Genomic DNA, 24429 nt, shown 5'->3' with positions numbered 1-24429 from the left:
AACATGTGTCTCCATCTCGGTTTAAGCCTGGAAACTTTGTTCTAAATCAATAAGCTGTATATCTTACTTGCTAAGCTATCATTGCGGTTAAATTGAACTGACAAAGGAATGAAAATGAGCAATCCAACCAGCAAAATAGAAGAAATAGAAACCTTATTGTTAACCTGGAAAAACAATATCCGCTCGCCAGAGCAAGCCTACACGCAAATCAAAGATCTAATCCTTGAATTGATGAGTAACCGCGCGCTGGAGCATATCAGCGACAAGCTCATCGACCTCAACTGGCATGTGAATAGGGCTTTTGAAGGACAAACCCGGCACCTGCTTATCGCCACAGATAAAACCCGGACATTAAAAGGCATGTTTTTGGTTCCTGCCTGAGCATAGCCCGGCAAGCAATAACATTAATAAAAAATAACGGGAGATCATTCCAGCTGAGATAATCTCCCGTTTGTGCTGACTTTGATAGCATATTAACGTGCCTGCCCTTTAAATACTGCCGCCTTTACTGCTATGCTTATACATGTATGCCGTGGACAGACATTATGAACAAGTCAGTAAATACCCCATCAGAGCAAGCAGCTCAAACCAGGCAAAGCAGTAACCCGCCAGAGAGAAATACCTATAAGCTCAGCATTTATCTCGCAGAAATTTTTGCCGTGCTGGTATTTATTATGCTAGTGGGTTTAATTGCAAACCTGTTGGTTTTCTCACAAACCGGTTTGTAATACCGGTTTGTCATTTACAGCTCTTTGCGGATGGCTCAAATAAAATGCTAAGGGGTACAAAGAAAACGTAGTTTAACTTACGAAAAGGTTTTAATTTTAGCTTCAATTATTTTTCAAGGGATCACCGCTGGACGCTTACTGTTTAACGATACAATCATTAGTATGAAGTATGAGGGTTACCTCTTCTGTTTTGATTTTCCGGTTTCGTCACTTTTAATCAAAATCGGTAACTCTCTCTTTTGCAAGAGAAGTTGTCAGGTTTAGTCTGAACTAATTCAAACCAATGTGTTCAAACCAATACCGATTCAAACAGGAACCTGACATGGTCACAGTTAGCGATTTACTTCATCGAACCTTGATGAAATGTTCGATATCTAAGAAATTTTTAGACTAACTCAGAGTTTTCAACCCCCGCCTTTGACACTATCAAGTGTCTAATAATCAATGATGTGACTAACTCATGAAACTCGTGTGTTTTTAACTGACTACATATGGCAGGATTAACTTTAATTAAATTTGAAGTTTTCGGAGCGCTATTTACTTCAAGAAAAGCTTTTGTTTCAATACTCTCAGTTTGCTTTTGCTTTTGTTTTTGTTTTTTCTTTTGTGTTTGCTTTTGTTTTTTCTTTTGTTTTTGCTCTTGCTTATTATCACCCTTATATTCACTTACGCCGTAAGTAAAATCTTTATCTGCAATATAATCAATAGCCTGCCGAAGATCAGTTAGCATTTGACCTTGCCCTGTCGCAGCAACGTATATACAAATATCATCGTCCAATATTTTTTCAGTTATCGCATCAAGGGCCTCTGTAGTAGATTGATCACCTGAAACCCCAATAGGGCTTAAGCTATGACAGAAAAGATCAGATAATTCATAAGGTGAAAATCTCGTTCCATCCTCCAAGACTACAATTATACGTTTACCTTTAATGTCCGTTACTTTCTCAAGTGGTTTAATAGAATTACTATTATTATCCCATAAAAATACAATTGCATCTTCAGTAATACAGTCTTTCACATCCTTGTAACTATGAGCCAAGACCAAATAACGCAGTGTCTCTTCTTGGCTCTCCTCTTGTTTCTTTTTTTGTTTCTCTTCTTCAAATAAAATACGACTTTCCCAAATCGGTAGTGCTTTTTTTAGGTTATCAGAAAAATACCCTACGGCCCCGCCCTTTAGCTCTACATTTAGAGCTTGTCGTAGCTTTGTATTTATCAGGGCACTAATTTGGTTCTTACTAAAACTTTTCGGTAAAGATGTTTTTCCCAGCCTAAAAAGACCATAACCTAAAGCGTTATTCCCATCGAATCCATATTGTTTATAGTCATACTTAACTTCCCCCTGCTTAGCCTGTTGAGCATGGTTTGAAGGAATATCAAAAGTAATACAGTCTTTTATTTCTTCATTCCTTTCCAAATAAACGTCAAAACCTGGACAATAATTTTTTAAGAGAGCTTGTTTTATTTCATCAACAATTCGTTTTATTTCTACTTCTTTAACTTTTTTTTCTTCAGGCAGATCCTTGTCTTCAACAATGGCATTCAGTTCTTTCGAATATTTTATCTCCAATAAGCCTGCTAACGTCTTTAGAAGTTTAATAGCATTAACTGAAGTTAAATGCATTTCCTCTGTTGTGCTCTCGTATATTTGAATCGACCCTTTTGTTAGCCCTAAAGACTTTAATTGATAGGTCGTATTAAGCATTGTTTTTACCATAGCGTTTATATCACCAAAGCCCTCCATATCTGAGTATGTCCAAGCTATATCAAGCCTTTTATCTGAAAGATCTGTTTTATTTGGGTCTTCTTTCATCAAAATCATTTTCTCGCGATCATCAATGATGTCTTGTATCATTTTTTTGCTTGCATGCTGCGGGACAAATTTTTGTAAATCAACATTTTTATCAAAAGAATCAGATTGCTGTAATATCGCCTTCCAGTATTCAGCTAACTTTTGCTTTGGCTTATTAAGGGGAAATGATGAGCTGCTTGAATTATCTTCTTCCATTTTGACTTTCCGTAATTTAAATAATTAAAGTAAATACCTTTGGTTATAAGCACTCCATTTAAAATAGATGTGCTAATTCTCAATTCAATACCTTAACTTTTTTCATAAACTCAAAATCGGGGAAAATAACTATTTGGCCAAAGCAAACTGAACATATTTGCTCACTCTCGGCTGGGAGGGGCCAACCAAAACAAACCAAAACAAACCAAAACAAACCAAAAAACCAAAAAACCAACACCACCAAAGCTGGACACCCACCACCAAAGCTGGACACCAAAGCTGGACACCCACAAACTGGTAAACGTAAAATACTGAGCTATTGTTATTCCATGGTTCAGTTTTCCAGTTATGGAGTAACCCATGACCCAAGCGCGCGGTTCTCAAATCTCTTTAATCGACACCTGCTATTACCATTTAACGTCCCGCTGTATTCGCCGTGCCTTTCTCTGCGGTAAAGATGAGTTCACTAACCGAAATTGCGAACATAGAAGGCAATGGATGGTTGACCGTATTCGCTTTCTTACCTCGGTATTTGCTATTGATGTTGCCGCTTATGCTGTTATGTCGAACCATTATCACCTGATAGTCTATGTCAATGAACAAGAAGCACTTACATGGTCAGATGAAGAAGTTTGCAGGCGCTGGTTGCAGTTGTATCGTAATCATCCCCTGGTAAAACGCTGGCAGTGCGGGGAAACCACAACAGCCGCTGAAAATGAAGCAGCTTTAGCTATTATTGATAAATGGCGCGGCAGGCTCAGTGATATTTCCTGGCTGATGCGTGGCCTGAATGAGTATATAGCCCGTAAGGCGAATAAAGAAGATAAATGCCAAGGGCGATTTTGGGAAGGACGGTTTAAATCTCAAGCCTTGTTGGATGAAAAAGCCGTATTGGCATGTATGGCATATGTTGAGCTAAACCCGGTTCGAGCAAAAATGGCTAGTACAGTGCAAACCTCAGAATATACTTCAATTTATGAAAGGCTACATAGTAAAGCCAGCAAACAGGATAAGCCTGCCGATTTACCCTTTAAGGTAAAACCTTTACTGAGGTTCATCGGGAATGGGTATCAGAAACAAACTAAAGGGCTTGCTTTTTCGCTGCTAGATTACTTTGAATTAGTCGAAGCCACAGGACAAGTGATCAGAGAAGATAAACGCGGCTATATTGACGATAATGAATTTCCATTATTAAAGCAGTTAGGTTTCTCTGGGAGTGACTGGCTGGATTTAGCACAACACTTCGGTAAAAAATACCATAGGGCGGTAGGCTCTTTAGCCGAACTATCACGCTTTGCCGCCCATATGGAGAAAAAGTGGATTGGCGGGCAACGACAACAAGCGAATATATTTAATTAACTGTCAATTCCTGGCTTCCCCGCTCCAACAAAATTTTTTTTAGCGCAAAGAAAAAAGCCTGCAATGCATATGCACTACAGGCTTTTATTGAATTGGTGCGGATGGAGGGAGTTGAACCCTCACGCCCTAAGGCACAGCCCCCTCAAGACTGCGTGTCTACCAATTCCACCACATCCGCGAAACTTGTTTTATATTTTTATTTTACTTGCTGTATCCCCTATTGGCTCAGCAGTTATCTCTTTATTTTTGCCTCACCCGCAATTCTTGGGGTGAAAAAAAACCTGCAGAGCATGGCGCTACAGGCCTTTTGTCTTCATCAGGGCCAAGCCCTTATATAATAATTGGTGCGGATGGAGGGACTTGAACCCTCACGCCCTAAGGCACAGCCCCCTCAAGACTGCGTGTCTACCAATTCCACCACATCCGCGAAACTTTATTCTTACCTACCTTGCTTACTCTGGTACGTTAGTATCAGTATCAGCAGCCGGCACGTCTTCGTTAGCGGCTTTAGGCTCAGCACTTGCGCTTGGAATGCTATCTTCTGGAATAGACTGCTCAGCAGGTGCTTCCAGATTGTTCCACTCGTCGGTCGCTTTAACACGGTTAGCCGTCATATTACCTAAGAAAAGGCTGATAACGAAAAACAGTACCGCTAAAATAGAGGTGCTTTTGGTCAGGAAGTTGCCTGAGCCGCTTGAACCAAAAATAGTTGCTGAAGAACCGGCACCAAATGATGCGCCCATGTCAGCACCTTTACCCTGCTGGATTAAAACCAACCCGATCAGGCACAAGGCTACAATTAAATAAGTAATAATTAGAATGTCGTAAACAAGTTCATTAAACATCTTTTAAGATCCCTTAGCTGCCGAACAAATCACTTTAAACTCGTCGACTTTTAAACTGGCACCGCCGATTAAACCGCCGTCTATATCAGCTTGTGCAAATAATTCTTCACAGTTGGCGGCATTTACACTGCCACCATATAACAATGGTACTCTTTTCGCCACTTCAACATCGGCATTTGCCAAAAATTGACGGATAAACTCGTGAGTTTCCTGTGCCATTGCCGGTGAAGCCGTTTTTCCTGTGCCTATTGCCCAAACCGGCTCATAAGCGACAACAACTTCATTAAATTTTTCTATGCCGATTTCATCAATAACCGGCTGTAACTGGGCAGCAAGTACAACTTCTGTTTGCCCTGTCGTGCGTTCGCTTTCGCTTTCGCCGATACAAAGAATCGGCTTTAATCCGGCTGCCAGCACTGCTTTGACCTTGTGGGCCACTAAGGTGCTGGTTTCTTTATACAGGCTTCTGCGCTCAGAATGGCCAAGGATGACATATTCGGTAGAAACTTCCCGCAACATAGTTGTAGAAACCTCACCGGTGTAAGCCCCTTTTTCATGTTCGCTAACATTCTGGGCACCAAGGTGAAAGTTTTCACTTAAACCTTCGTTTTTTGTCGCTAAAGCAAACGCCGCAAGATAAGGAGCACTGGGACAAACAACAACATCAACATTTTGGTTAAGTTTTACATCTTTAAGACCACTAACCATTTCATCGATAAGTGCCAGGCTACCGTTCATCTTCCAGTTAGCCGCAACTATTGCTTGTCTTGTCATTAATCATTCCTTCTCGAAAGCGGCGTGATATTAACTAACCTAAAGAAAAGATACAAGCTTTTAACTTAATATCTTTTCCGTTTGCCTAGATTTCAACCGTTGGCGAATATTAGCAGGCTGATTTTACCGCATCTGCGATATTATTCGCCAGCTCGGTTACTTCTTCAAGTTCCGGCCCTTCTACCATCACCCGGATCAGCGGCTCGGTACCAGACTTACGCAGCAATACCCGCCCGCGCCCGGTAAGTTTTTCATTAACCACATGCACCGCCGCTACAACCGCTTCGGCTTTTAACGGGTCACTGTCACCGGAAAAGCGGACATTTACCAGCACCTGCGGCAGTTTAGTCATGCCCTGGCGTAGCTCATGTAATGTTTTACCGTTACTACAAATAGCGGTAAGTACATTCAAAGCGGCAATAATGCCGTCACCTGTGGAGGTGTGCTTGAGATTAATAATGTGGCCGGAATTTTCCGCCCCCAGCTGCCAGCCGTTTTGTACCAGCATTTCCATGACATAGCGATCGCCGACTTTACTGCGGGCAAAAGGTACGCCCATATCGGCCAGGGCAATTTCCAGTCCCATGTTACTCATTAAAGTACCGACTACACCGCCGCGGATATTACCACTTTTGAGATCGTTACAGGCAATCACATAGACTATTTCATCGCCGTCAACCACATAACCGGTATGGTCAACCATCATCAAGCGATCACCGTCACCGTCAAGGGCAATACCTAAATCCGCTTCATGCTCAACAACCGCCTTGCTGATCATGTCCATAGAAGTGGCGCCGCAGCCGTCATTGATATTGGTGCCGTTGGGGCTAGTGCCTATTTCAATAACTTGGGCGCCAAGTTCACGGAACACGTTCGGAGCAATATGGTAAGTGGCGCCATGGGCACAATCGACCACTATTTTTAAGCCTTTTAATGACATCTGGCTCGGGAAGTTGCTTTTACAAAATTCAATGTAGCGGCCGGCGGCATCGTCGATACGGTTGGCCTTACCCAATAAATGTGAGTCGACACAGGACATTTCTTTATCAAGCTCGGCTTCTATCGCCAGCTCCACCTCGTCGGGTAACTTCTGCCCGTCCTGTGAAAAGAATTTTATGCCGTTATCATAATAAGGGTTATGGGAGGCACTGATCACGATACCGGCTTCGGCGCGGAAGGTTTTTGTTAGATAGGCAATCGCCGGTGTCGGCATAGGCCCGAGCAGACCGATATCGATACCTGCGGCAGAAAAACCGGCTTCAAGCGCCGACTCCAGCATATAACCGGAAATACGGGTGTCTTTACCGATCAGCACTTTTTTGGTGCCCTGGGCTGCCAATACTTTACCGGCAGAATACCCCAGCTTCATCACAAATTCCGGTGAAATGGGGTATTTTCCCACTAATCCCCTGACACCGTCGGTACCAAAATATCTTCTGTTAGACATAATTTTTTATCCTGTTTTGATTCTTTCTTTATTCTTTACGGTTTAAATCTTTGTTGCTTTAGCAGCTAAAACGTCAGGCATACAAATGACATGCTTGTAATATTGCCAGGGCATCCACGGTTTCTTTGACATCGTGTACCCGGATAATGCCCGCCCCTTTTTGGGCAGCCAGCACAGCCGTGGCTAAACTGCCCGCCAGGCGTTCATCCACTTCACGCTTTAATAAATTTCCTATCATGGACTTGCGCGATAATCCGGCCAACAGTGGCAAACCAAAGCTTTGAAAATCACCGAAGTGGGCCAGCAAATGATAGTTTTGCTCCAGAGTTTTCCCAAAGCCAAAACCCGGGTCGAGCACCAGGCGCTCTTTGGCAATACCGGCCTGCTCACAGGCGTTAATGCGCTGTTGGAAAAAATATTTGATATCTCCAATCACATCATCATATTGCGGATTTGCCTGCATAGTCCTTGGTTTGCCCTGCATATGCATCAGGCAAACCGGTATATTGCTCTGGGCCATTACCGACAGGCAATGCTCATTTTGCAGGGCGCAAACATCATTGATTAATCCCGCCCCTTGCTCAATTGCTTCAGCCATCACCGCCGCCTTGGAGGTGTCGACGGAAACAATAATATCAAACCTTTGTTTTACCGCTTTGAGCACGGGGATCACCCGGGATAATTCATCGGCTTCACTGACATCATCGGCGCCGGGACGGGTGGACTCTCCGCCGATATCAATAATAGTAGCGCCGTCGGAGATCATTTGCTCGGTTTGCTGCAGGGCGGCATCAATCGAATTAAAACGGCTGCCGTCAGAAAAAGAGTCAGGGGTTACATTTAAAATTCCCATCACCTGGGGCGTGGATAAATCCAAACTCTGGCTGCCGCAGGCTAAAGAAGCCGCGCTGGATGAAGTCGGGGGCACAATTAAGTTCTCTTCACTGATGTTTTTGTTATCGGGGGATTATACGTGCTTTGCTGATAAAAAGTCATGGAAAAACATTACAGCAGATAACAGCGATGATGAAAACGTTAAGGTAACAGTAAATAAGCTACCGGCAGGTAATGTAAAGAGAGTTGTCAGACAGGCAGGGATACACAAAAAAGCCCCGCTTATCTTTCGACAAGCGGGGCTTAGCTTATTTGCTTTTATTCAGTACAACCGGAGTTATTCCGCCGGCATATCGCTCGGATTTCTTAAATCAGGCTCAACCTTTTGGTTGCTATCCTTCTTTGAAGAGTCATCATCTGAGTTGCTGCCTGAACTGTTACCGTCAAAATCAGCCGGTGGACGCACATCACGACGCGCCATCAGATCATCAATTTGCTTGGCATCGATGGTTTCATAAAGCATCAACGCATCTTTCATGGCATGCAGGATATCCATGTGTTCTTTCAAGATCTTCTCTGCACGCTCATAGTTACGGTTAACAAAGTCTTTAATTTCAACATCAATCGCTTTCGCGGTTTCATCCGACATGTGCATAGACTTGGAAGAAGTACGGCCAAGGAATACTTCACCTTCTTCTTCGGCATAAAGCATAGGTCCCATTTTATCGGACAAGCCCCACTGGGTAACCATCTTACGGGCGATATCGGTAGCGCGTTCAATATCGTTTGACGCCCCGGTAGAGACTTTATCGGCACCATAAATCAACTCTTCGGCGATACGGCCACCGTATAAAGAAGAAATCTGACTTTCTAAAAATTGCTTGCTGTGACTGAACCTGTCCTGCTCCGGCAGGTACATAGTTACACCTAAGGCACGGCCGCGAGGAATAATGCTCACCTTATAAACAGGATCATGATCCGGCACTACACGGCCAACAATGGCGTGACCGGCTTCATGGTATGCGGTCATTTCTTTTTCCGCTTCATCCATCACCATAGAGCGGCGCTCCGCCCCCATCATGATCTTATCTTTGGCCTGGTCAAATTCCGCCATACGGACCACACGGCGCGATGCACGTGCGGCAAACAAAGCAGCTTCGTTTACCAGGTTAGCCAAATCAGCACCGGAGAATCCCGGGGTACCACGGGCAATTACTGACGCCTTAACGTCATCGCCCAGAGGAATTTTACGCATATGCACTTTCAGGATTTGTTCACGGCCGCGAATATCCGGCAGACCAACAGTCACCTGACGGTCAAAACGACCTGGACGTAATAACGCAGGGTCAAGTACATCAGGACGGTTAGTCGCGGCAATCACGATAACCCCTTCATTACCTTCAAAGCCGTCCATTTCAACCAGCATCTGGTTCAGGGTTTGTTCGCGTTCGTCATGTCCGCCGCCTAAACCTGCGCCACGCTGGCGACCTACGGCATCGATTTCATCGATAAAGATGATACAAGGAGCAGATTTTTTTGCCTGTTCGAACATGTCACGTACCCGGGAGGCACCGACACCGACAAACATTTCCACGAAATCCGAACCGGAAATCGTGAAAAACGGTACTTTAGCTTCACCGGCAATGGCTTTTGCCAGTAAGGTTTTACCTGTACCCGGCTGACCCACCATCAAGACACCCGATGGGATACGACCACCAAGTTTCTGGAATTTAGACGGGTCTTTTAAGTAATCTACCAGCTCCGCCACTTCTTCTTTGGCTTCATCACAACCGGCAACATCAGAAAACGTGGTTTTGATCTGATCTTCACTTAACAAACGCGCCTTGCTCTTACCGAAAGACATGGCGCCCTTGCCGCCACCGCCCTGCATCTGGCGCATAAAGAAGATCCAGACACCGATAAGCAGTAACATCGGGAACCAGGAAATGAAAATAGATGTGATTATGCTGGGCTCTTCCGGCATCTCCCCTGTTGACTCAACGCCCTGTTTTACCAGGTCATTGATCAGATCTTTATCGTAGCCACCCGGCACCATAGTGACGAAACTTTCGCCGCTACGCTTGCTGCCCTTGATAACTCCGCTGCGATCCACTGTTACATCACGTACTTGTCCCTGACGCAGGTCATTGACAAACCGTGTATAACTCACCTGGTGTTCATTGCTGTTGCCCGGAGTAAAACTCTGGAACACAGACATTAACACAACTGCAATTACTAACCATAAAATAAGATTTTTTGCCATATCGCTCAACTTAACAACCTCTTGTTACTCTTAACAATGGTGCGACCATTCATTCCTATTAATTTACTACAATTTAAAGCCGGTCGCTACCAGATAAACTTCTTTTGACCTGGCACGGGACGATTCCGGCTTCCGTGTTTTCACCACGCTAAAGGCTGCGCGTACATCTTTCATAAACTGTTCAAAACCTTCGCCCTGAAAAACCTTGACCACAAAAGCGCCATTTTTTTTCAAAACCTGGTGACACATATCCAGTGCTAACTCCACTAAATACATGTTTCGGGCGGCATCGGCAACATCATTGCCCGTCATATTGGCGGCCATATCCGACATGACCACGTCGATATTTTTGCCGTCTATGCGGGTCAGCAGCGCATCAAGCACAGCTTCTTCTCGAAAATCCCCCTGTAAAAAGTCGACACCGGCAATGGGGTCCATAGATAAAATATCACAGGCCACCACCTGGCCACTCTCCCCCACGGCTTTAACGGCATATTCAGACCAGCCACCGGGAGCCGCGCCTAAATCCACCACTTTCATGCCGGGACGGATCAATTTATCCTTATTGTTAATCTCTTCAATTTTAAACACCGCTCGCGAGCGTAACCCCAATTTCTGCGCTTTTTTAACGTATTCATCGTCAAAATGTTCTTGCATCCAGCGGGCACTGCTGACGGTTAATTTCTTTTTACTCATTAATTCTGTTTACCCAACAGGTACTTTTATTAGTATTACAGACAAGATGGAGGTAAAATAGTGTTAATTCAAGCTAACTTGTAACGAAAATTGTTAATGAACTTAAATAAAAAACAAATCCAGCACTTAAAAGGCCTTGCCCACTCATTAAAACCTGTTGTTTTACTTGGCAGTAATGGACTGACAGAAGCCGTAGTTGCTGAAATTGATTATGCACTTAACCACCATGAACTTATCAAAGTTAAAATTCCTACCGATGATCGCGAAAACAAAGGGCTGATCGTTGATGCCATCTGCCGTGAAACCCTGGCTACTAAAGTTCAGGTGATCGGAAAAACCCTGATCATCTACCGTCAATCTGAAGAAAAGAAAATCCATATTCCGAAACTTTAACGCTTGCCCTCCTGGCATAAGTTACGGGCATAAGCTGTATCGTCACGCCTGTTCATCCATGAACCCGTGACATACCGTTCATCCTGAACACAAAAAAGGCACATCACTGTGCCTTTTTTTATGCCTTAAGGTTAAATATGATCAACCGCGACAATTTCATATTCAACGACACCGCCCGGCGTGGTCACTTCCACTTCCGAGTCTACCATTTTGCCCACTAAAGCACGGGCAATCGGGGAGTTTACCGAGATACGACGCTCTTTGATGTTAGATTCATCATCGCCGACGATTTGGTAACTGACTTCTTCATCGGTGTCGATATTAAGCAAAGTCACGGTTGAACCGAAAATGACCTTACCGTTATTGGGCAATTTGGTAACATCGATAATTTGGGCATTACCCAGTTTACCTTCAATATCCTGAATACGGCCTTCGCAAAAACCTTGCTGCTCACGGGCCGCATGATATTCGGCATTTTCTTTCAAATCACCGTGTTCACGGGCTTCTGCGATAGCATTAACAATTTCAGGGCGTTTAACGGTTTTAAGATGGTGCAATTCATCACGTAAGGCATCTGCACCCGCTAATGTCATTGGAAAGTTATTCATTGTTGACCTTTATCTTTTTTTACTCAAAAAGTTGTTCTTAAAAAAGTAAAGGTGGCTTTTTACTTAACGTAAAATGCCACCTTTAACTGGTATCACGTAAATTATGGTATCTATGATACCTAATTTTTTACCTTACTGACACCTTTGATGCAACTCCTGAATGGAAGTAACAATATTTCTATCATCTGCCGCATGTGCCATACAGGCAGCAAATGCCGCATTTAAGGTGGTAGTATAAGCCACTTTATACCTCAGCGCTGCGCTGCGAAGCATTTTAGAATCTTCAATCGCTTTGCGGCCTTCTGTGGTATTAATGATATAACTATATTCGTCGTTTTTAATTCTATCAAGAATATGCGGACGGCCTTCGTGTACTTTGTTCACCAAACGGGTAGGAATATCCGCTTCACCTAAGATCACTGCGGTGCCGTGGGTAGAGTCAAGCTTGTAGCCCAAATCAACCAGCTGTTTGGCCAGTTCAACCACGCGCTCTTTATCACTGTCACGTACGGAAATTAACGCACGGCCTGATTTAGGCACGGAAACACCGGCACCTAAGTTGGCTTTGGCATAGGCTTCCTCAAAGGTATTCCCTACCCCCATCACTTCACCGGTAGAGCGCATTTCAGGGCCAACCAGCGGATCACTGCCGTGGAACTTGTTAAACGGCATCACCACTTCTTTTACCGAAAAAAACGGTGGTACGGTTTCTTCGGTAACACCCAGATCGGCTAATTTCTTACCAGACATAACGCGCGCAGCCACTTTAGCCAGAGGCACACCGGTCGCTTTAGAAACAAAAGGTACGGTACGGGCGGCACGCGGGTTCACTTCAATCAGGTAAACCTTGCCGTCTTTTACCGCCATCTGGGTATTCATTAAGCCGTTAACGCCTAATTCGAATGCCAGCTTGGTTACTTGCTCGCGCATCACATCCTGGATTTCCTGCGGCAGGCTGTAGGCAGGTAATGAACAGGCAGAGTCACCCGAGTGAACACCGGCTTGTTCAATGTGCTGCATGATACCGCCGATCACTACGGTTTCACCGTCACAGATGGCATCAATATCCACTTCGATGGCATCATCAAGGAAGTGATCCAGCAATATCGGCGAGTCATTGGAAACACTCACCGCATCCGTCATATAACGGCGCAGGTCAGCTTCGTCATAAACAATTTCCATTGCACGGCCGCCTAATACATAAGAAGGACGAACGACTAGCGGGAAACCGATAACTTTTGCCTGAACCACGGCTTCTTCTAATGACGTTACCGTGGCATTTTCCGGCTGTAATAAACCTAAACGGTCAACCGCTTGCTGGAAGCGCTCACGGTCTTCGGCGCGGTCAATAGCATCCGGTGAAGTACCGATAATCGGCACACCGGCGGCTTCCAAGGCACGGGCTAATTTAAGCGGCGTTTGACCACCGTATTGCACGATAACCCCTTTAGGTTTTTCAACCCGGACGATTTCCAGGACATCTTCAAAGGTTACCGACTCGAAATATAAACGGTCCGAGGTATCGTAATCGGTAGAGACGGTTTCCGGGTTACAGTTAACCATGATGGTTTCAAAGCCGTCTTCACGCAGGGCCAATGCCGCATGTACACAACAGTAATCGAATTCGATACCCTGGCCGATACGGTTAGGGCCACCGCCGATGATCATGATCTTGTCATTATCGGTCGGGTTGGCTTCACACTCTTCATCATAGCTCGAATACATGTAAGCGGTATCTGAGCTAAATTCGGCGGCACAGGTATCAACACGCTTATAAACCGGGAAGATTTCTGCCTGGTGACGTTTCTTACGGATTTCCGCTTCACTGACCCCTAAGATACTGGCAAGGCGGCTATCGGCAAAACCTTTACGTTTTAACTGCTTAAGGTAATCAGGGGTAAGACCTGCCATACCGCCCTGCTCGACTTTCTGCTCCTGTAAGATCAAATCTTCAATCTGTACCAGGAACCAGCGGTCGATCTTAGTGGCTCTAAAGACATCTTCAATGCTTAGCCCTAAACGGAAGGCATCGGCCACGTACCAGATACGCTCGGCGCCCGCTTCCTGCAGCTCGTGCATGATCTTGGTTTTTGCGCCCGGCTTAGTCACATCCACCAGAGGATCAAAACCGCTGACGCCGACTTCCAGGCCGCGCAGGGCTTTTTGCATTGACTCTTGCTGGTTACGGCCTATCGCCATGACTTCACCAACAGATTTCATTTGTGTGGTCAGTCGGTCTTCTGCGCCGACGAATTTTTCGAAGTTAAAACGTGGAATTTTCGTGACCACGTAATCGATAGTCGGTTCGAATGACGCCGGGGTCGCGCCGCCGGTGATGTCGTTGGACAACTCGTCTAAGGTGTAACCTACGGCTAACTTGGCAGCAATTTTAGCAATCGGGAAACCGGTCGCTTTTGACGCCAGCGCCGAAGAGCGCGATACCCGCGGGTTCATTTCGATAATGACCATACGCCCGGTATCCGGACAAACACCGAACTGAACGTTAGAGCCGCCGGTTTCAACGCCGATTTCACGCAGTACCGCCAGTGAGGCGTTACGCATGATTTGATATTCTTTATCGGTCAGGGTTTGCGCCGGAGCAACGGTGATCGAATCACCGGTGTGGATACCCATAGGGTCGAAGTTTTCGATGGAGCAGATAATGATACAGTTATCATTTTTATCCCGCACCACTTCCATTTCATATTCTTTCCAGCCGATCAAAGACTCATCGATTAACAGCTCATTGGTCGGCGACAGGTCTAACCCGCGCACACAAATTTCATCGAATTCTTCACGGTTGTAGGCAATACCGCCACCGGTGCCGCCCATGGTAAAGGAAGGACGGATAATACAAGGGAAACCGATGCGTTTAATGGTTTCATTGGCCTCGGCCATAGAGTGAACAATTTCAGCTCTTGGCGTTTCCAAACCGATTTTTTTCATCGCCTTATCGAAACGGCTGCGGTCTTCCGCCTTGTCGATGGCGTCGGCGGTAGCACCGATCATTTCGACATTAAATTTTTCCAATACCCCGTGTTTTTCCAGATCCAGGGCACAGTTTAGCGCGGTTTGTCCGCCCATGGTCGGCAGCACGGCATCGGGACGTTCTTTCTCAATGATCTTGCTCACCACTTCCCAGTGGATAGGCTCGATATAGGTAGCGTCCGCCATCTCCGGGTCTGTCATGATGGTGGCTGGGTTGGAGTTTACCAGGACAACCCGGTAACCTTCTTCACGTAATGCTTTACAGGCCTGGGCGCCCGAATAGTCAAACTCACAAGCCTGACCGATAACGATAGGGCCGGCGCCTAAGATTAAGATACTTTTGATGTCAGTACGTTTTGGCATTGTTTCTCTACTCTCTGATTATCTTCTTTACGCTGTGAGTGATGATTAAGCTTTACTTTTTTTAATTAAATCGATGAAGTGATCGAATAACGGCGCAGCATCCGTTGGTCCCGGGCTAGCTTCCGGATGTCCCTGGAAACTGAAGGCCGGCTTGTCGGTGCGGTGTATCCCCTGCAAAGAGCCGTCAAACAACGATTTATGCGTCACTTTCAGATTGGCAGGCATATTTTGCTCATCCACGGCAAAACCATGGTTCTGGCTGGTGATCATCACCACATCGCGATCCATGTCTTTTACCGGATGGTTGGCGCCGTGATGGCCAAATTTCATTTTTACTGTGCTTGCGCCGCTGGCAAGGCCCAGTAGCTGGTGCCCTAAACAAATGCCAAAAACAGGAATATCGGTTTCCAGGAAAGACTTAATGGCAGTAATGGCATAATCGCAAGGCTCAGGGTCGCCCGGGCCGTTCGATAAAAAGATCCCGTCAGGATTCATCGCCAAAACATCTGCTGCCGGGGTTTGTGCCGGTACCACGGTAAGCTTACAGCCGCGGTCAACCAACATACGTAAAATATTGCGTTTGGCACCAAAATCATAAGCAACCACATGAAACTCGCTATTTTCTGGCGTGACATGCCCCTGACCTAACTGCCAGCTGCCTTCACTCCAGCTATATTGCTCCTTGGTGGAGACAACTTTTGCCAGGTCCATGCCTTTAAGGCCCGGAAATTCCTGCGCCTGCTTTAACGCCTGGGCTTCATCCAGATTATCACCGGCAAGAATACAGCCGTTTTGCGCACCTTTCTCCCGTAATATCCGGGTCAATTTACGGGTATCGATATCGGCAATACCTAAGATATTATGGCGCTTAAGGTAGCTGCTCAAATTTTCTTCGTTTCTAAAATTACTGGCAAGTAGCGGTAAGTCGCGGATCACTAATCCTTTGGCCCAGATAGCGTTGGATTCTTCATCTTCGCTGTTGGTGCCGGTATTGCCTATATGGGGGTACGTGAGGGTTACGATTTGCTCTGCGTATGAGGGGTCGGTAAGAATTTCCTGATAGCCTGTCATTGAAGTATTAAATACCACTTCACCGACTGCGGCCCCTTGTGCACCAATGGCGGTGCCTTTAAATACAGTGCCGTCTTCAAGCACTAAAATGGCAGATTTAGTCAATTTAACCTCCGTAAAGAAGAAAAGATAATTAATACCGGTAAGCCAGACTTAACCCGGCATTAATCGTTAAAATTACATGTACAAAACCTGTCAAAACAACGCTAGTTTATTAATTTTTGACAAATTCCGCATATGTTACGCTCTTGTGTTTCGCTTGTCCAGAAAATATAGAGAAAAAACACTTTTAACTTAAAATTCAACTAAAGCAGCTAAAAGTGGCACTTATCTGTATTGCGCTTAAAAAAAGGCCTGTGAAAAGCCTTTCAAAAAAGCCATTAACAAGTCTGTTAAAACCGCGTTACATTCAAAGTGCCAATAATACTTTCTCTGAGCAGTTACAGGCCTTTTAATCCCAGCACATCCTGCATATCGTAAAATCCGGGTTTAGCCTGGGCCACCCAGGTACAGGCCCTCATAGCGCCTAAGGCAAAGGTCATGCGCGAGCTGGCTTTATGGCTGATTTCCAAACGCTCTCCCAGATCGGCAAAAAGTGCCGTGTGCTCGCCGACGATATCGCCGGCCCTGACGGTAGCAAAACCTATGGTCTTTTGATCCCTTTCCTCCATGATGCCTTCACGGCCATAAACAGCACATTCATTTAAATCCCGGCCTAAAGTCTCGGCAATTACCTGGCCCATTTTGACCGCGGTACCGGAAGGGGCATCTTTTTTGAACCTGTGGTGCGCCTCAGAAATTTCTATATCAGTATAGTCGCCTATGGCCTTGGCAGTAATTTCAAGCAGCTTAAATAGCAGGTTAACACCGACACTGGTATTGGGGGCCAGCACCAGGGCAATATCCTTTCCTGCGGCTTTAATGGTTTCCACCTGGGCATCGCTAAATCCCGTGGTGCCTATGACCAGGGCTTTGTTGTTTTGCCGGCACCAGTTGATGTTTTCCAATGTCGATTCAATGGAAGTAAAGTCGATAAAAACATCGGCATCGGCCAGTGCCGCCAAACTGGTGGAAGTCTTTAAGCCGATGGCGCCGATCCCCGCCAGCTCACCTAAATCAAAATTAACAAAACTCGAGCTTTCCCGGACGGTGCCCCCGACCAGCTCAATGGCTTCGTGCTCGACCGAAGCTTCGATCAGATTACGGCCCATGCGGCCACTGCAGCCTAAAACGGCAACTTTTACTGTCATAATCATTCTACTTATTGTTCAATCAAAAAGGGTTGGCTTAAAGCAAGGGAGTTACTGATATCATGCGAGATCACATTGATAATTTTAAACTCCTCACCGGATATCATTATATGGTAGATAGCGCTGAAGTCGGTGAAGACCTGGCTTTTGCTATTAATAAACTGCCAGTCGACACAGGCCAGCAGTAAGTTTTCACTTAACGGGGTAAAACTCGCTTTGAGCGCCTGGATATCTTGGGTGTCTGCCTGCTTGAGCTGTAAAAATATTTCATCAAATTCACGTGCTAAATCATCAAGGTTTTCGATATAAACACATTTATCCGGGGTATTAAGGGTACAAGGCCACTGATAACATTTTTCGATGGCCTGCACATCATAGTCTAAAAAGCCTTTACGGTAGGTTTGGAAGAAAGTCTGAAGTTTTTCCGTATGCACTGGTTTTTCCATTTGCGCTGATAGTACCCTGTTGAAAAATTAAAATGCTTATTTATGTACCGGGCTTTGTATTAGGTTAAGTACCGGACATAGCCATTCTTTGACATCCATGTGATCATGGCATACCGTACATCCCAGACATAAAAAAGCCGGGAAATCCCGGCTTAAAAAAATAAAACGATTAGCTGACGACGGCTAGTAACTCAACGTCGAAGACTAAAGTCGCGTACGGTGGGATAGCACCTTGTGAGCCGCGCTCACCGTAAGCCAGGTTGTAAGGAACGAATAAACGCCACTTAGAACCTTCGGTCATCATTTGCAGGGCTTCAGTCCAGCCGGCAATAACGCCGCCAACAGGGAACTCAGCCGGCTGGCCACGATCATAAGAGCTGTCAAATACCTGACCGTCAATGAAAGTACCGTGGTAATGAGTACGTACCGTGCTTTGTGCGGTTGGCTTTTCGCCTTCACCGGTTGCCAGTACTTCATACTGTAAGCCAGACTCAGTTACGGTAACTTCTTCACGCTTGGCATTTTCAACTAAGAAAGCTTCGCCTTCGGCAGCTTTTTCTTTCGCTTCGGCCATTTCCTGCTCTTGCATTTTTTTAGAAACAATAGAGAAGGCTTCATTTAATGCTTCATCAGATACCTGGCTCTTGGCGTTGGCTAATGCATCGGCAAGACCTGCTTGAACAGCAGTTACGTCAAAATCTTTAAAAGGGTTGTTGCGTAACTGATCACCTAACTGGCGGCCAACACCGTAACTGACACGTTCTTCAATAGACTCAAATTTGTTTTCAGACATAATCGATTCTTCTTCCTGTAAAATTGCGCGCAAGGATAGCATAAAGTCAGCGGCGACAGTAGCCCGGCAGCAGAGAATTTTTGATTTAATTACCCGGCCCCGCTGAATTTAAAAATTCAGCGGGGATCTTTTAAACGATAAAATAATAAAGCGGGTTTACTGCCCCAACTGCAAGGCTAATATTGCATGACAAAAAGATAATCTCGGCACATCCAGGCCCTGCTCCCGGGCCAGATTAAGGGCATCTGTCACTAAGGCATCAAATTCACTGGGGGTTTGGCTGGCAATATCCCGTTGCATCGAGGTTTCACTCTGCTCGGGTAACTGATCGATAAAGGCCAGGGTTTCATCGACAATTTGCTGATTGATCTCCACCCTCAAACTGTTGGCAATGGCCCGGTATTCCTGCATTAACTTGATCAACACTGCCCGGGTGCCTGAGTTTTCCCGAAGCGGTCCGACAGGTACCCGCGCGACACAGGCCAGGGCTCCCCAGGCGGCAACGAATAAATATTTTCGCCATAACGCCAACTCGATATTGCGGCTAAGGCCGGTACTTATGCCGGCTTTTTTCAACCTTTGTGCCAGATCGTTTACTACCGTTTGCTCTGAGGCCTCGCTATCATGAAATAAACCCAGGGTAATATGCGGGGTCGCACCGGTATGATTAATCACCCCGGGCTCACTGACCTTGGCAATGATCTTTGCCAGGCCGCCAAGGATATGTTGTTTGGCAATGCCGCCTTCCATCAGGTTTTTCGCAGCACTGATGCCGTTAAGTAAAGGGATCACCCGGGTATGGGGGGCCAGCATACTTTTAATAGCCGGGAGTGCCCCCGCCAACTGAAAGGTTTTCACCGTTACAAAAATAATATCGGCTTTAAAACCGGCGTCCGGCTTATCCATCACCTGAATATCAGTAATACAGGCATCGCCGGCAATACTTTTTATGGTGAGCCCCTGTTGCTTTAACGCAGCAAGCTGATGATTTCTGGCAATAAAAGTTACGTCTTCTCCGCTTTGCAGCAATCGGGCACCAAAATAGCCGCCGACGGCCCCACAACCAACAAACACAATACGCATTTTTCTTCCTTTAACTGTTTCTCTTGCCATTGATGACTTAATCATAGTAAGAGATCTGTGTTGCAATTGCGAATTCAGCTTTCATTTCCCAATATAAAAATAACGGTAAACATTCGCTGCCTGAGCATAAAGAAAACAAATGGCCATCTAAACATCTAGATTGACAATGCTTGATATGTTTCTATAATGCCCGCCTTTAGTTAAAGAAGGATAGACATTTAGCCAAATTGCTTTATGGTCAGAAACTAGCAATTAATGGATGAACAAACGGCCGGGTCAAAACAAAAAATGAACAATAGCAGAGAAGCCTTAATGACGGAAAATAACACTTCAGCAAAAAATTTGCTCAGCCTGATGCCCTTTGGCGTCTTTCTCGGGTTGTTTTTAGGCACAGGGGTCGTATTAACCCTGCAAGGGGTGGATTATGCCTTTTATCAGTTGCCCGCCAGTATTGCCATCATTCCGGCGATCATACTGGCGATTTTTCTCGGTAAAGACAGCATCAATGAGCAGATAAACCAGTTCATCTCCGGCGCAGGTCACCAGAATATCATTACCATGTGTGTTATCTACCTGCTCGCCGGCGCCTTTGGTACGGTCGCCAAGGCTACCGGCAGCGTAGATGCCAGTGTACAGCTGGGGCTGGCGGTTTTCCCCGATTATCTGTTATTGCCCGGGTTATTCCTCGTGGCGGCGTTTTTATCCACCGCCATGGGGACTTCCATGGGCACCATAGGGGCCATTGCTCCCATAGCTGCCGGTTTCATCGATTCGGCGCAACTTGACGCCGCCCTGGTGGCAGGCTGTATTCTTTCCGGCGCTATTTTTGGTGATAACCTATCGATCATCTCCGATACCACGATAGCCTCCACCCGCAGCCAGGGTGCCCATATGAAAGACAAGTTTAAGGTCAATTTCAAGTTTGCCCTGCCCGCCGGCATCATCGCTGTGGTCATTTTCGCCTTACTCGGCGATGTGGTGAATTATCAGGGCAGCGATGACAGCCAGTTACTCGGCCTGCTGCCTTATGTGGTGATCCTGGCGTTAGCCCTGTCCGGGGTCAATGTCTTCCTGGTACTGACGCTGGGGATTATTTTGGCGGCGGTTATCGGCATGATCACCCATGACTATCAGCTGGGCAGCTGGGTAAGCGATATTCAGAAAGGCTTTGCCAGTATGCAGGATATCTTTATCCTCTCACTGTTTATCGGCGGTTTAAGTGAATTGGTACGCCACCAGGGAGGCTTAAGCGCCCTCACCCGGGGCTTGGAAAAACTGGCCGCAAAAATCAGCCCGAGCAATGACAAACGCGCCGCCGGCCTTGGCATCGCCAGCCTGGCCTTTAGCAGTAACTTTTTCACCGCCAATAATACCGTTTCTATCATAGTTTCAGGTGAAACCGCCAAAGCGCTCGCCGACGACGGCCAGTTGACCCCGGCACAATCTGCCAGCCTGCTGGATATTTTTGCCTGTATCAACCAGGGATTATTACCTTATGGCGCCCAGGCGCTGCTGTTGGGGGCAAGTTTAGGTATTTCACCGCTTGAGCTGGTGGTGTACTCCTTTTACCCGATGATTTTGCTGGTGGTGGCAAGCATTGCCTTCTACCGGTTAACCCGCTAACCGCAAAACAATACTGGTTAAAAACCAAAAAGCCCGGGAGATATCTCTCTCCCGGGCTTTTTATTTAACCGACAAGCAGCTTATTTTCTCGGTTTTTTACAATCAGGTTTGGCGGCTGCCTTATTATAAAGGGGTAAAGCCTTTGGCAAATGGGCGGTTAAATCCTGGATCCGGGTCTGGTTCGACGGATGGGTCGACAGAAATTCCGGCGGCGCATTTTTGCTGGTTTTTGCCATATTGTGCCAAAGGTCAATGCTGGCTTTGGGGTCAAAACCCGAGCGCGCCATCAGATCCTGGCCGACAATATCCGCTTCACTTTCATGGGTACGGCCATAGGGCATTAAAATACCGTACTGCACCCCGAGCCCCAACCCAGCCATCAGGGTATCACGGGCGGCGATATTCTGACTTTCAAGCGCGGCATTGGCCAAATTCAGTCCCGCTTGCGAAAGCTGGTTCGACGATAGCCGCTCATTGGAATGATTTTCAATCACATGGCCAACTTCATGGCCGATAATGGCCGCTAACTGCTGCTGGTTTTCAGCCACCTTCAAGATACCGGTATAAACCCCTATCTTACCGCCGGGCAAGGCAAAAGCATTAACCTGATCGGCATCAAACACCACCACTTCCCATTCACCGTCATGGGCCGATTTGGGCACGTTTTTGGTAATGGCATCGGCAACACACTGCACATAGGCATTGGTGGCCTTATCCTGGCTGATTTTTTCCTTTTCCTTCATCTGTTCAAAAGAAGAAATCCCCATTTCATTAAGCTGATTGGGAGAGATCAGCATCAGCTGGTTACGTCCGGTAGAAGAAGTACTACAGCCGTTGAGCGCAATCAGCAGCGCGCATAAAGAGAGTTTAAATTTCATGGTATTTCCAATATCTGTTTAGCAATTCTGTATTCTTAAAAATAACTTACCTGGTTAGCACTTTCGAGTCCTGATTAAGTTCTGCGCCCCTGAGCAAGGTTTCAACGCCTTTACTGACCCCGTATACATCCTGGGGATCAAAACCTAAAGTGACATGAAAGTCTTTTGGCGGCAATAATTGTTTTTGTCTGAAAAACTGTCCGTCAGGTGACTGTGCCACCACATAATAAGTGGTTTTCTTGCCGGCAGAAACCCGGCCCAGCCCCAGCAACTGCACAGTCAGCGGCTGCTTTAATTGCTCGGGATTGATCTCCAGGTTTTGGTATTCATAAGGGTTAATCAAGGTCATATGAAAGGAGAAATGATCCCTTTTTCCCTGGTTTTGCCTGAACAGGGCAAAATCATCTGCCAGTTCTTGTTTGAGCTCTGCCAGGTACGGGGCTAAATCCGCTTCACTGACCTTAGCCCCCAGATAAACCAGGCCACTGCTGTCGGTGAGTTTTTCCGGCATAACGCGGAGAGTTTTTTGCACATTAGCAGCGCTTTTTTCTGATAAACGCTTGCTTGATGCTGGTGTCAAAAGCCCGGAGGCTTGCTGCTTTTTGATACGCTCTAATACCGGGGCTTTTTCCACAGGGAAAGTCTTGTTCCCGCTATCAGCTTGTTCGGCAAGTGCGAAAACATGGCCCGATGCCAGCAGATAACAGCCAAACAGTACGGAAGGTAAAATAGTCTTAGGGGTTTGATTCATTGTTACTTATCACTGCTTTTATCACTACGAATTTGCAACGGATACTAATGTCAGTATCCATATTGAGTTCCTGTTCCTCAATGTTATCATACTGACATGCATTTAGTTCAGAGTTTGATATGAAGTACTGGTTTACACCTGAATCTTTCCACCTGGCGGCAAGCTCCCTGTCTCCCCTGCGCTGGCGTTTATTAGCCTGGAGCCTGTTTGCCTTTATCCTGTTTTTAATGCTCCAGGCCCAGATCAAATTCGCGACCCCCAACTTTCTGGTATGGGTGGCGCTGTTTATTTTATTTTCCGCACTGCAAGCGCTGGTGCTGGCATCTTTTATCTTTTTTTTCCAGATATTACCTTCGGACAGCGCCAGAACCCGGTATTGGTTTCGGCTCTACCGAGTGATCGAATGGTGTGAAACCTTACTCTTTGCCCTGCTGCTGCCGCTGCCGACCCTAAGTTTTATTTACGCAGTCTTATCGGTTAATGGTATAACCCTCTTTTAACATCCCGACAGAACCTACAAACAAAAGGAAGACTATGACCTCAGCCATGATTTTAGGGGCAAGCGGACTCACGGGACAGGCTTTGTTAGCCGAGCTTATTGCAGATGAGGAGATCCGGCAAATAACCCTGCTGGTGCGTAAGCCGCTTACTATTAGCCATCCTAAGGTTACACAACACCAGATCGATTTTGGCGCAATTGACCAATACCATGAGCTCTTTGCCGTTGAACGTATTTTTTGCTGTCTGGGCACAACCATAAAAACCGCCGGTTCAAAAGCCGTTTTTCAGGCGGTAGATGTCCACCTGGTAAGGCAGTGCGCACAACTGGCAGCAAATGCCCGGGCGAACAAGTTTATTGTGATCAGCTCCGTCGGCGCCAACAGCGAATCAGCCAATTTTTACAGCCGTTGTAAGGGACAAATGGAAAAAAGCCTCAAAGACATCTGCCAGGCTTCCGCCATGGCCCTGGTTATCTGCCGTCCCAGTTTATTACGGGGGCAAAGAGACAGTTTCCGTTTGGGAGAGTCTGTTGCCGCCGGCTTAACAAAATATCTCAACTTTCTTTTTATCGGGCCGCTGCAACAATACCAGCCCATTGCCGCCAAGCAGTTGGCAAAAGCCATGTTGAGCATCAGCAGGCAAGAGAACAATCAACAGATAACAACCCTGCCTTGTCACGAACTTATCCGCCTGGCACAAAATGAAGGATAAAAACGGCAAGCCCAAA

At 46.1% G+C, this 24429-nt stretch carries 23 protein-coding genes and 2 tRNA genes; 7 read left to right on the top strand and 18 right to left on the bottom strand.

The window, feature by feature from the left end:
• Nucleotides 1-114 precede the first annotated feature (114 nt).
• Nucleotides 115-381 (top strand): hypothetical protein, encoded by a 267-nt coding sequence (locus tag SG35_RS11745; protein ID WP_044831540.1) that lies wholly within the window; start codon nt 115-117, stop codon nt 379-381.
• Nucleotides 382-545: 164 nt separating this feature from the next.
• Nucleotides 546-728, top strand: a complete 183-nt coding sequence (locus tag SG35_RS11740; RefSeq protein WP_044831539.1) for a hypothetical protein — start codon at nt 546-548, stop codon at nt 726-728.
• Nucleotides 729-1113: 385 nt separating this feature from the next.
• On the opposite strand, the gene SG35_RS11735 is transcribed toward SG35_RS11740, so the two are convergent.
• Complete coding sequence (locus SG35_RS11735; RefSeq protein WP_044831538.1) at nt 1114-2736, bottom strand: hypothetical protein; 1623 nt, start codon at nt 2734-2736, stop codon at nt 1114-1116.
• Nucleotides 2737-3096: 360 nt separating this feature from the next.
• On the opposite strand from SG35_RS11735, the gene SG35_RS11730 reads away from it, so the two are divergent.
• Nucleotides 3097-4095: a transposase gene (locus SG35_RS11730; protein WP_044831537.1), complete on the top strand. Its 999-nt coding sequence runs from the start codon at nt 3097-3099 to the stop codon at nt 4093-4095.
• Between the two features lie 93 nt (nt 4096-4188).
• On the opposite strand, the gene SG35_RS11725 is transcribed toward SG35_RS11730, so the two are convergent.
• From SG35_RS11725 to rlmE, 8 genes are all read right to left on the bottom strand, one after another.
• Nucleotides 4189-4273, bottom strand: a tRNA-Leu gene (locus SG35_RS11725).
• 164 nt (nt 4274-4437) lie between these two features.
• A tRNA-Leu gene (locus tag SG35_RS11720) sits at nt 4438-4522 on the bottom strand.
• Nucleotides 4523-4547: 25 nt separating this feature from the next.
• Nucleotides 4548-4940 (bottom strand): preprotein translocase subunit SecG, encoded by a 393-nt coding sequence (gene secG / locus SG35_RS11715; protein ID WP_044831536.1) that lies wholly within the window; start codon nt 4938-4940, stop codon nt 4548-4550.
• A 3-nt stretch (nt 4941-4943) separates the two neighbouring features.
• Nucleotides 4944-5714 carry a triose-phosphate isomerase gene (gene tpiA / locus SG35_RS11710; protein ID WP_044831535.1) on the bottom strand — a complete coding sequence of 257 codons (771 nt, stop codon included), beginning with the start codon at nt 5712-5714 and terminating at the stop codon, nt 4944-4946.
• A gap of 109 nt (nt 5715-5823) precedes the next feature.
• Nucleotides 5824-7161 carry a phosphoglucosamine mutase gene (gene glmM, locus SG35_RS11705; protein ID WP_044831534.1) on the bottom strand — a complete coding sequence of 446 codons (1338 nt, stop codon included), beginning with the start codon at nt 7159-7161 and terminating at the stop codon, nt 5824-5826.
• A gap of 73 nt (nt 7162-7234) precedes the next feature.
• The gene (folP, locus tag SG35_RS11700) at nt 7235-8014 is read right to left on the bottom strand and encodes a dihydropteroate synthase (protein WP_084692562.1); all 780 of its coding nucleotides are present in this window, start codon (nt 8012-8014) and stop codon (nt 7235-7237) included.
• A gap of 318 nt (nt 8015-8332) precedes the next feature.
• On the bottom strand, nt 8333-10267 hold the full coding sequence (gene ftsH / locus SG35_RS11695; protein ID WP_044831532.1) for an ATP-dependent zinc metalloprotease FtsH: 1935 nt from the start codon (nt 10265-10267) through the stop codon (nt 8333-8335).
• A gap of 57 nt (nt 10268-10324) precedes the next feature.
• Nucleotides 10325-10954: a 23S rRNA (uridine(2552)-2'-O)-methyltransferase RlmE gene (gene rlmE / locus SG35_RS11690; protein WP_044831531.1), complete on the bottom strand. Its 630-nt coding sequence runs from the start codon at nt 10952-10954 to the stop codon at nt 10325-10327.
• A 96-nt stretch (nt 10955-11050) separates the two neighbouring features.
• Between rlmE and yhbY the strand changes: the two genes are divergently transcribed.
• A complete protein-coding gene (gene yhbY / locus SG35_RS11685) occupies nt 11051-11347 on the top strand; it encodes a ribosome assembly RNA-binding protein YhbY (protein WP_044831530.1) in 297 nt (98 codons plus the stop codon).
• 131 nt (nt 11348-11478) lie between these two features.
• Here the strand turns inward: yhbY and greA are convergent, their stop codons facing one another.
• The 7 genes from greA to SG35_RS11650 form a co-directional block, all read right to left on the bottom strand.
• Nucleotides 11479-11955, bottom strand: a complete 477-nt coding sequence (gene greA, locus SG35_RS11680; RefSeq protein WP_044831529.1) for a transcription elongation factor GreA — start codon at nt 11953-11955, stop codon at nt 11479-11481.
• A 132-nt stretch (nt 11956-12087) separates the two neighbouring features.
• A complete protein-coding gene (gene carB / locus SG35_RS11675; RefSeq protein ID WP_044831528.1) occupies nt 12088-15306 on the bottom strand; it encodes a carbamoyl-phosphate synthase large subunit in 3219 nt (1072 codons plus the stop codon).
• A gap of 45 nt (nt 15307-15351) precedes the next feature.
• Nucleotides 15352-16482 carry a glutamine-hydrolyzing carbamoyl-phosphate synthase small subunit gene (carA, locus tag SG35_RS11670; RefSeq protein ID WP_044831527.1) on the bottom strand — a complete coding sequence of 377 codons (1131 nt, stop codon included), beginning with the start codon at nt 16480-16482 and terminating at the stop codon, nt 15352-15354.
• 335 nt (nt 16483-16817) lie between these two features.
• Complete coding sequence (dapB, locus tag SG35_RS11665; protein WP_084692560.1) at nt 16818-17627, bottom strand: 4-hydroxy-tetrahydrodipicolinate reductase; 810 nt, start codon at nt 17625-17627, stop codon at nt 16818-16820.
• A gap of 11 nt (nt 17628-17638) precedes the next feature.
• The gene (locus SG35_RS11660) at nt 17639-18061 is read right to left on the bottom strand and encodes a hypothetical protein (protein WP_274055436.1); all 423 of its coding nucleotides are present in this window, start codon (nt 18059-18061) and stop codon (nt 17639-17641) included.
• A gap of 181 nt (nt 18062-18242) precedes the next feature.
• The gene (locus tag SG35_RS11655; RefSeq protein WP_044831524.1) at nt 18243-18866 is read right to left on the bottom strand and encodes a BamJ family beta-barrel-assembly machinery protein; all 624 of its coding nucleotides are present in this window, start codon (nt 18864-18866) and stop codon (nt 18243-18245) included.
• A gap of 156 nt (nt 18867-19022) precedes the next feature.
• Nucleotides 19023-19949 (bottom strand): ketopantoate reductase family protein, encoded by a 927-nt coding sequence (locus tag SG35_RS11650; protein ID WP_044831523.1) that lies wholly within the window; start codon nt 19947-19949, stop codon nt 19023-19025.
• Between the two features lie 288 nt (nt 19950-20237).
• Between SG35_RS11650 and SG35_RS11645 the strand changes: the two genes are divergently transcribed.
• Nucleotides 20238-21572 (top strand): Na+/H+ antiporter NhaC family protein, encoded by a 1335-nt coding sequence (locus SG35_RS11645; protein WP_201777762.1) that lies wholly within the window; start codon nt 20238-20240, stop codon nt 21570-21572.
• 80 nt (nt 21573-21652) lie between these two features.
• On the opposite strand, the gene SG35_RS11640 is transcribed toward SG35_RS11645, so the two are convergent.
• Together SG35_RS11640 and SG35_RS11635 are read right to left on the bottom strand one after the other, a co-directional pair.
• Nucleotides 21653-22450 carry a M48 family metallopeptidase gene (locus SG35_RS11640; protein ID WP_044831522.1) on the bottom strand — a complete coding sequence of 266 codons (798 nt, stop codon included), beginning with the start codon at nt 22448-22450 and terminating at the stop codon, nt 21653-21655.
• A 46-nt stretch (nt 22451-22496) separates the two neighbouring features.
• The gene (locus SG35_RS11635; protein ID WP_053042857.1) at nt 22497-23201 is read right to left on the bottom strand and encodes a hypothetical protein; all 705 of its coding nucleotides are present in this window, start codon (nt 23199-23201) and stop codon (nt 22497-22499) included.
• A 119-nt stretch (nt 23202-23320) separates the two neighbouring features.
• Here SG35_RS11635 and SG35_RS11630 point away from each other — a divergent pair, with 119 nt between their 5' ends.
• Both SG35_RS11630 and SG35_RS11625 read left to right on the top strand, forming a co-directional pair.
• The gene (locus SG35_RS11630; protein WP_044831521.1) at nt 23321-23701 is read left to right on the top strand and encodes a hypothetical protein; all 381 of its coding nucleotides are present in this window, start codon (nt 23321-23323) and stop codon (nt 23699-23701) included.
• A 34-nt stretch (nt 23702-23735) separates the two neighbouring features.
• The gene (locus SG35_RS11625) at nt 23736-24413 is read left to right on the top strand and encodes an NAD(P)H-binding protein (RefSeq protein ID WP_044831520.1); all 678 of its coding nucleotides are present in this window, start codon (nt 23736-23738) and stop codon (nt 24411-24413) included.
• Nucleotides 24414-24429 lie beyond the last annotated feature (16 nt).

The sequence above is a fragment of the Thalassomonas actiniarum genome (assembly GCF_000948975.2).
In the GTDB taxonomy this organism is placed as follows: Bacteria; Pseudomonadota; Gammaproteobacteria; order Enterobacterales; family Alteromonadaceae; genus Thalassomonas; species Thalassomonas actiniarum.
The sequence above is the reverse complement of the archived record's forward strand: the minus strand, read 5'-3'. Positions and strand labels throughout refer to the sequence as shown.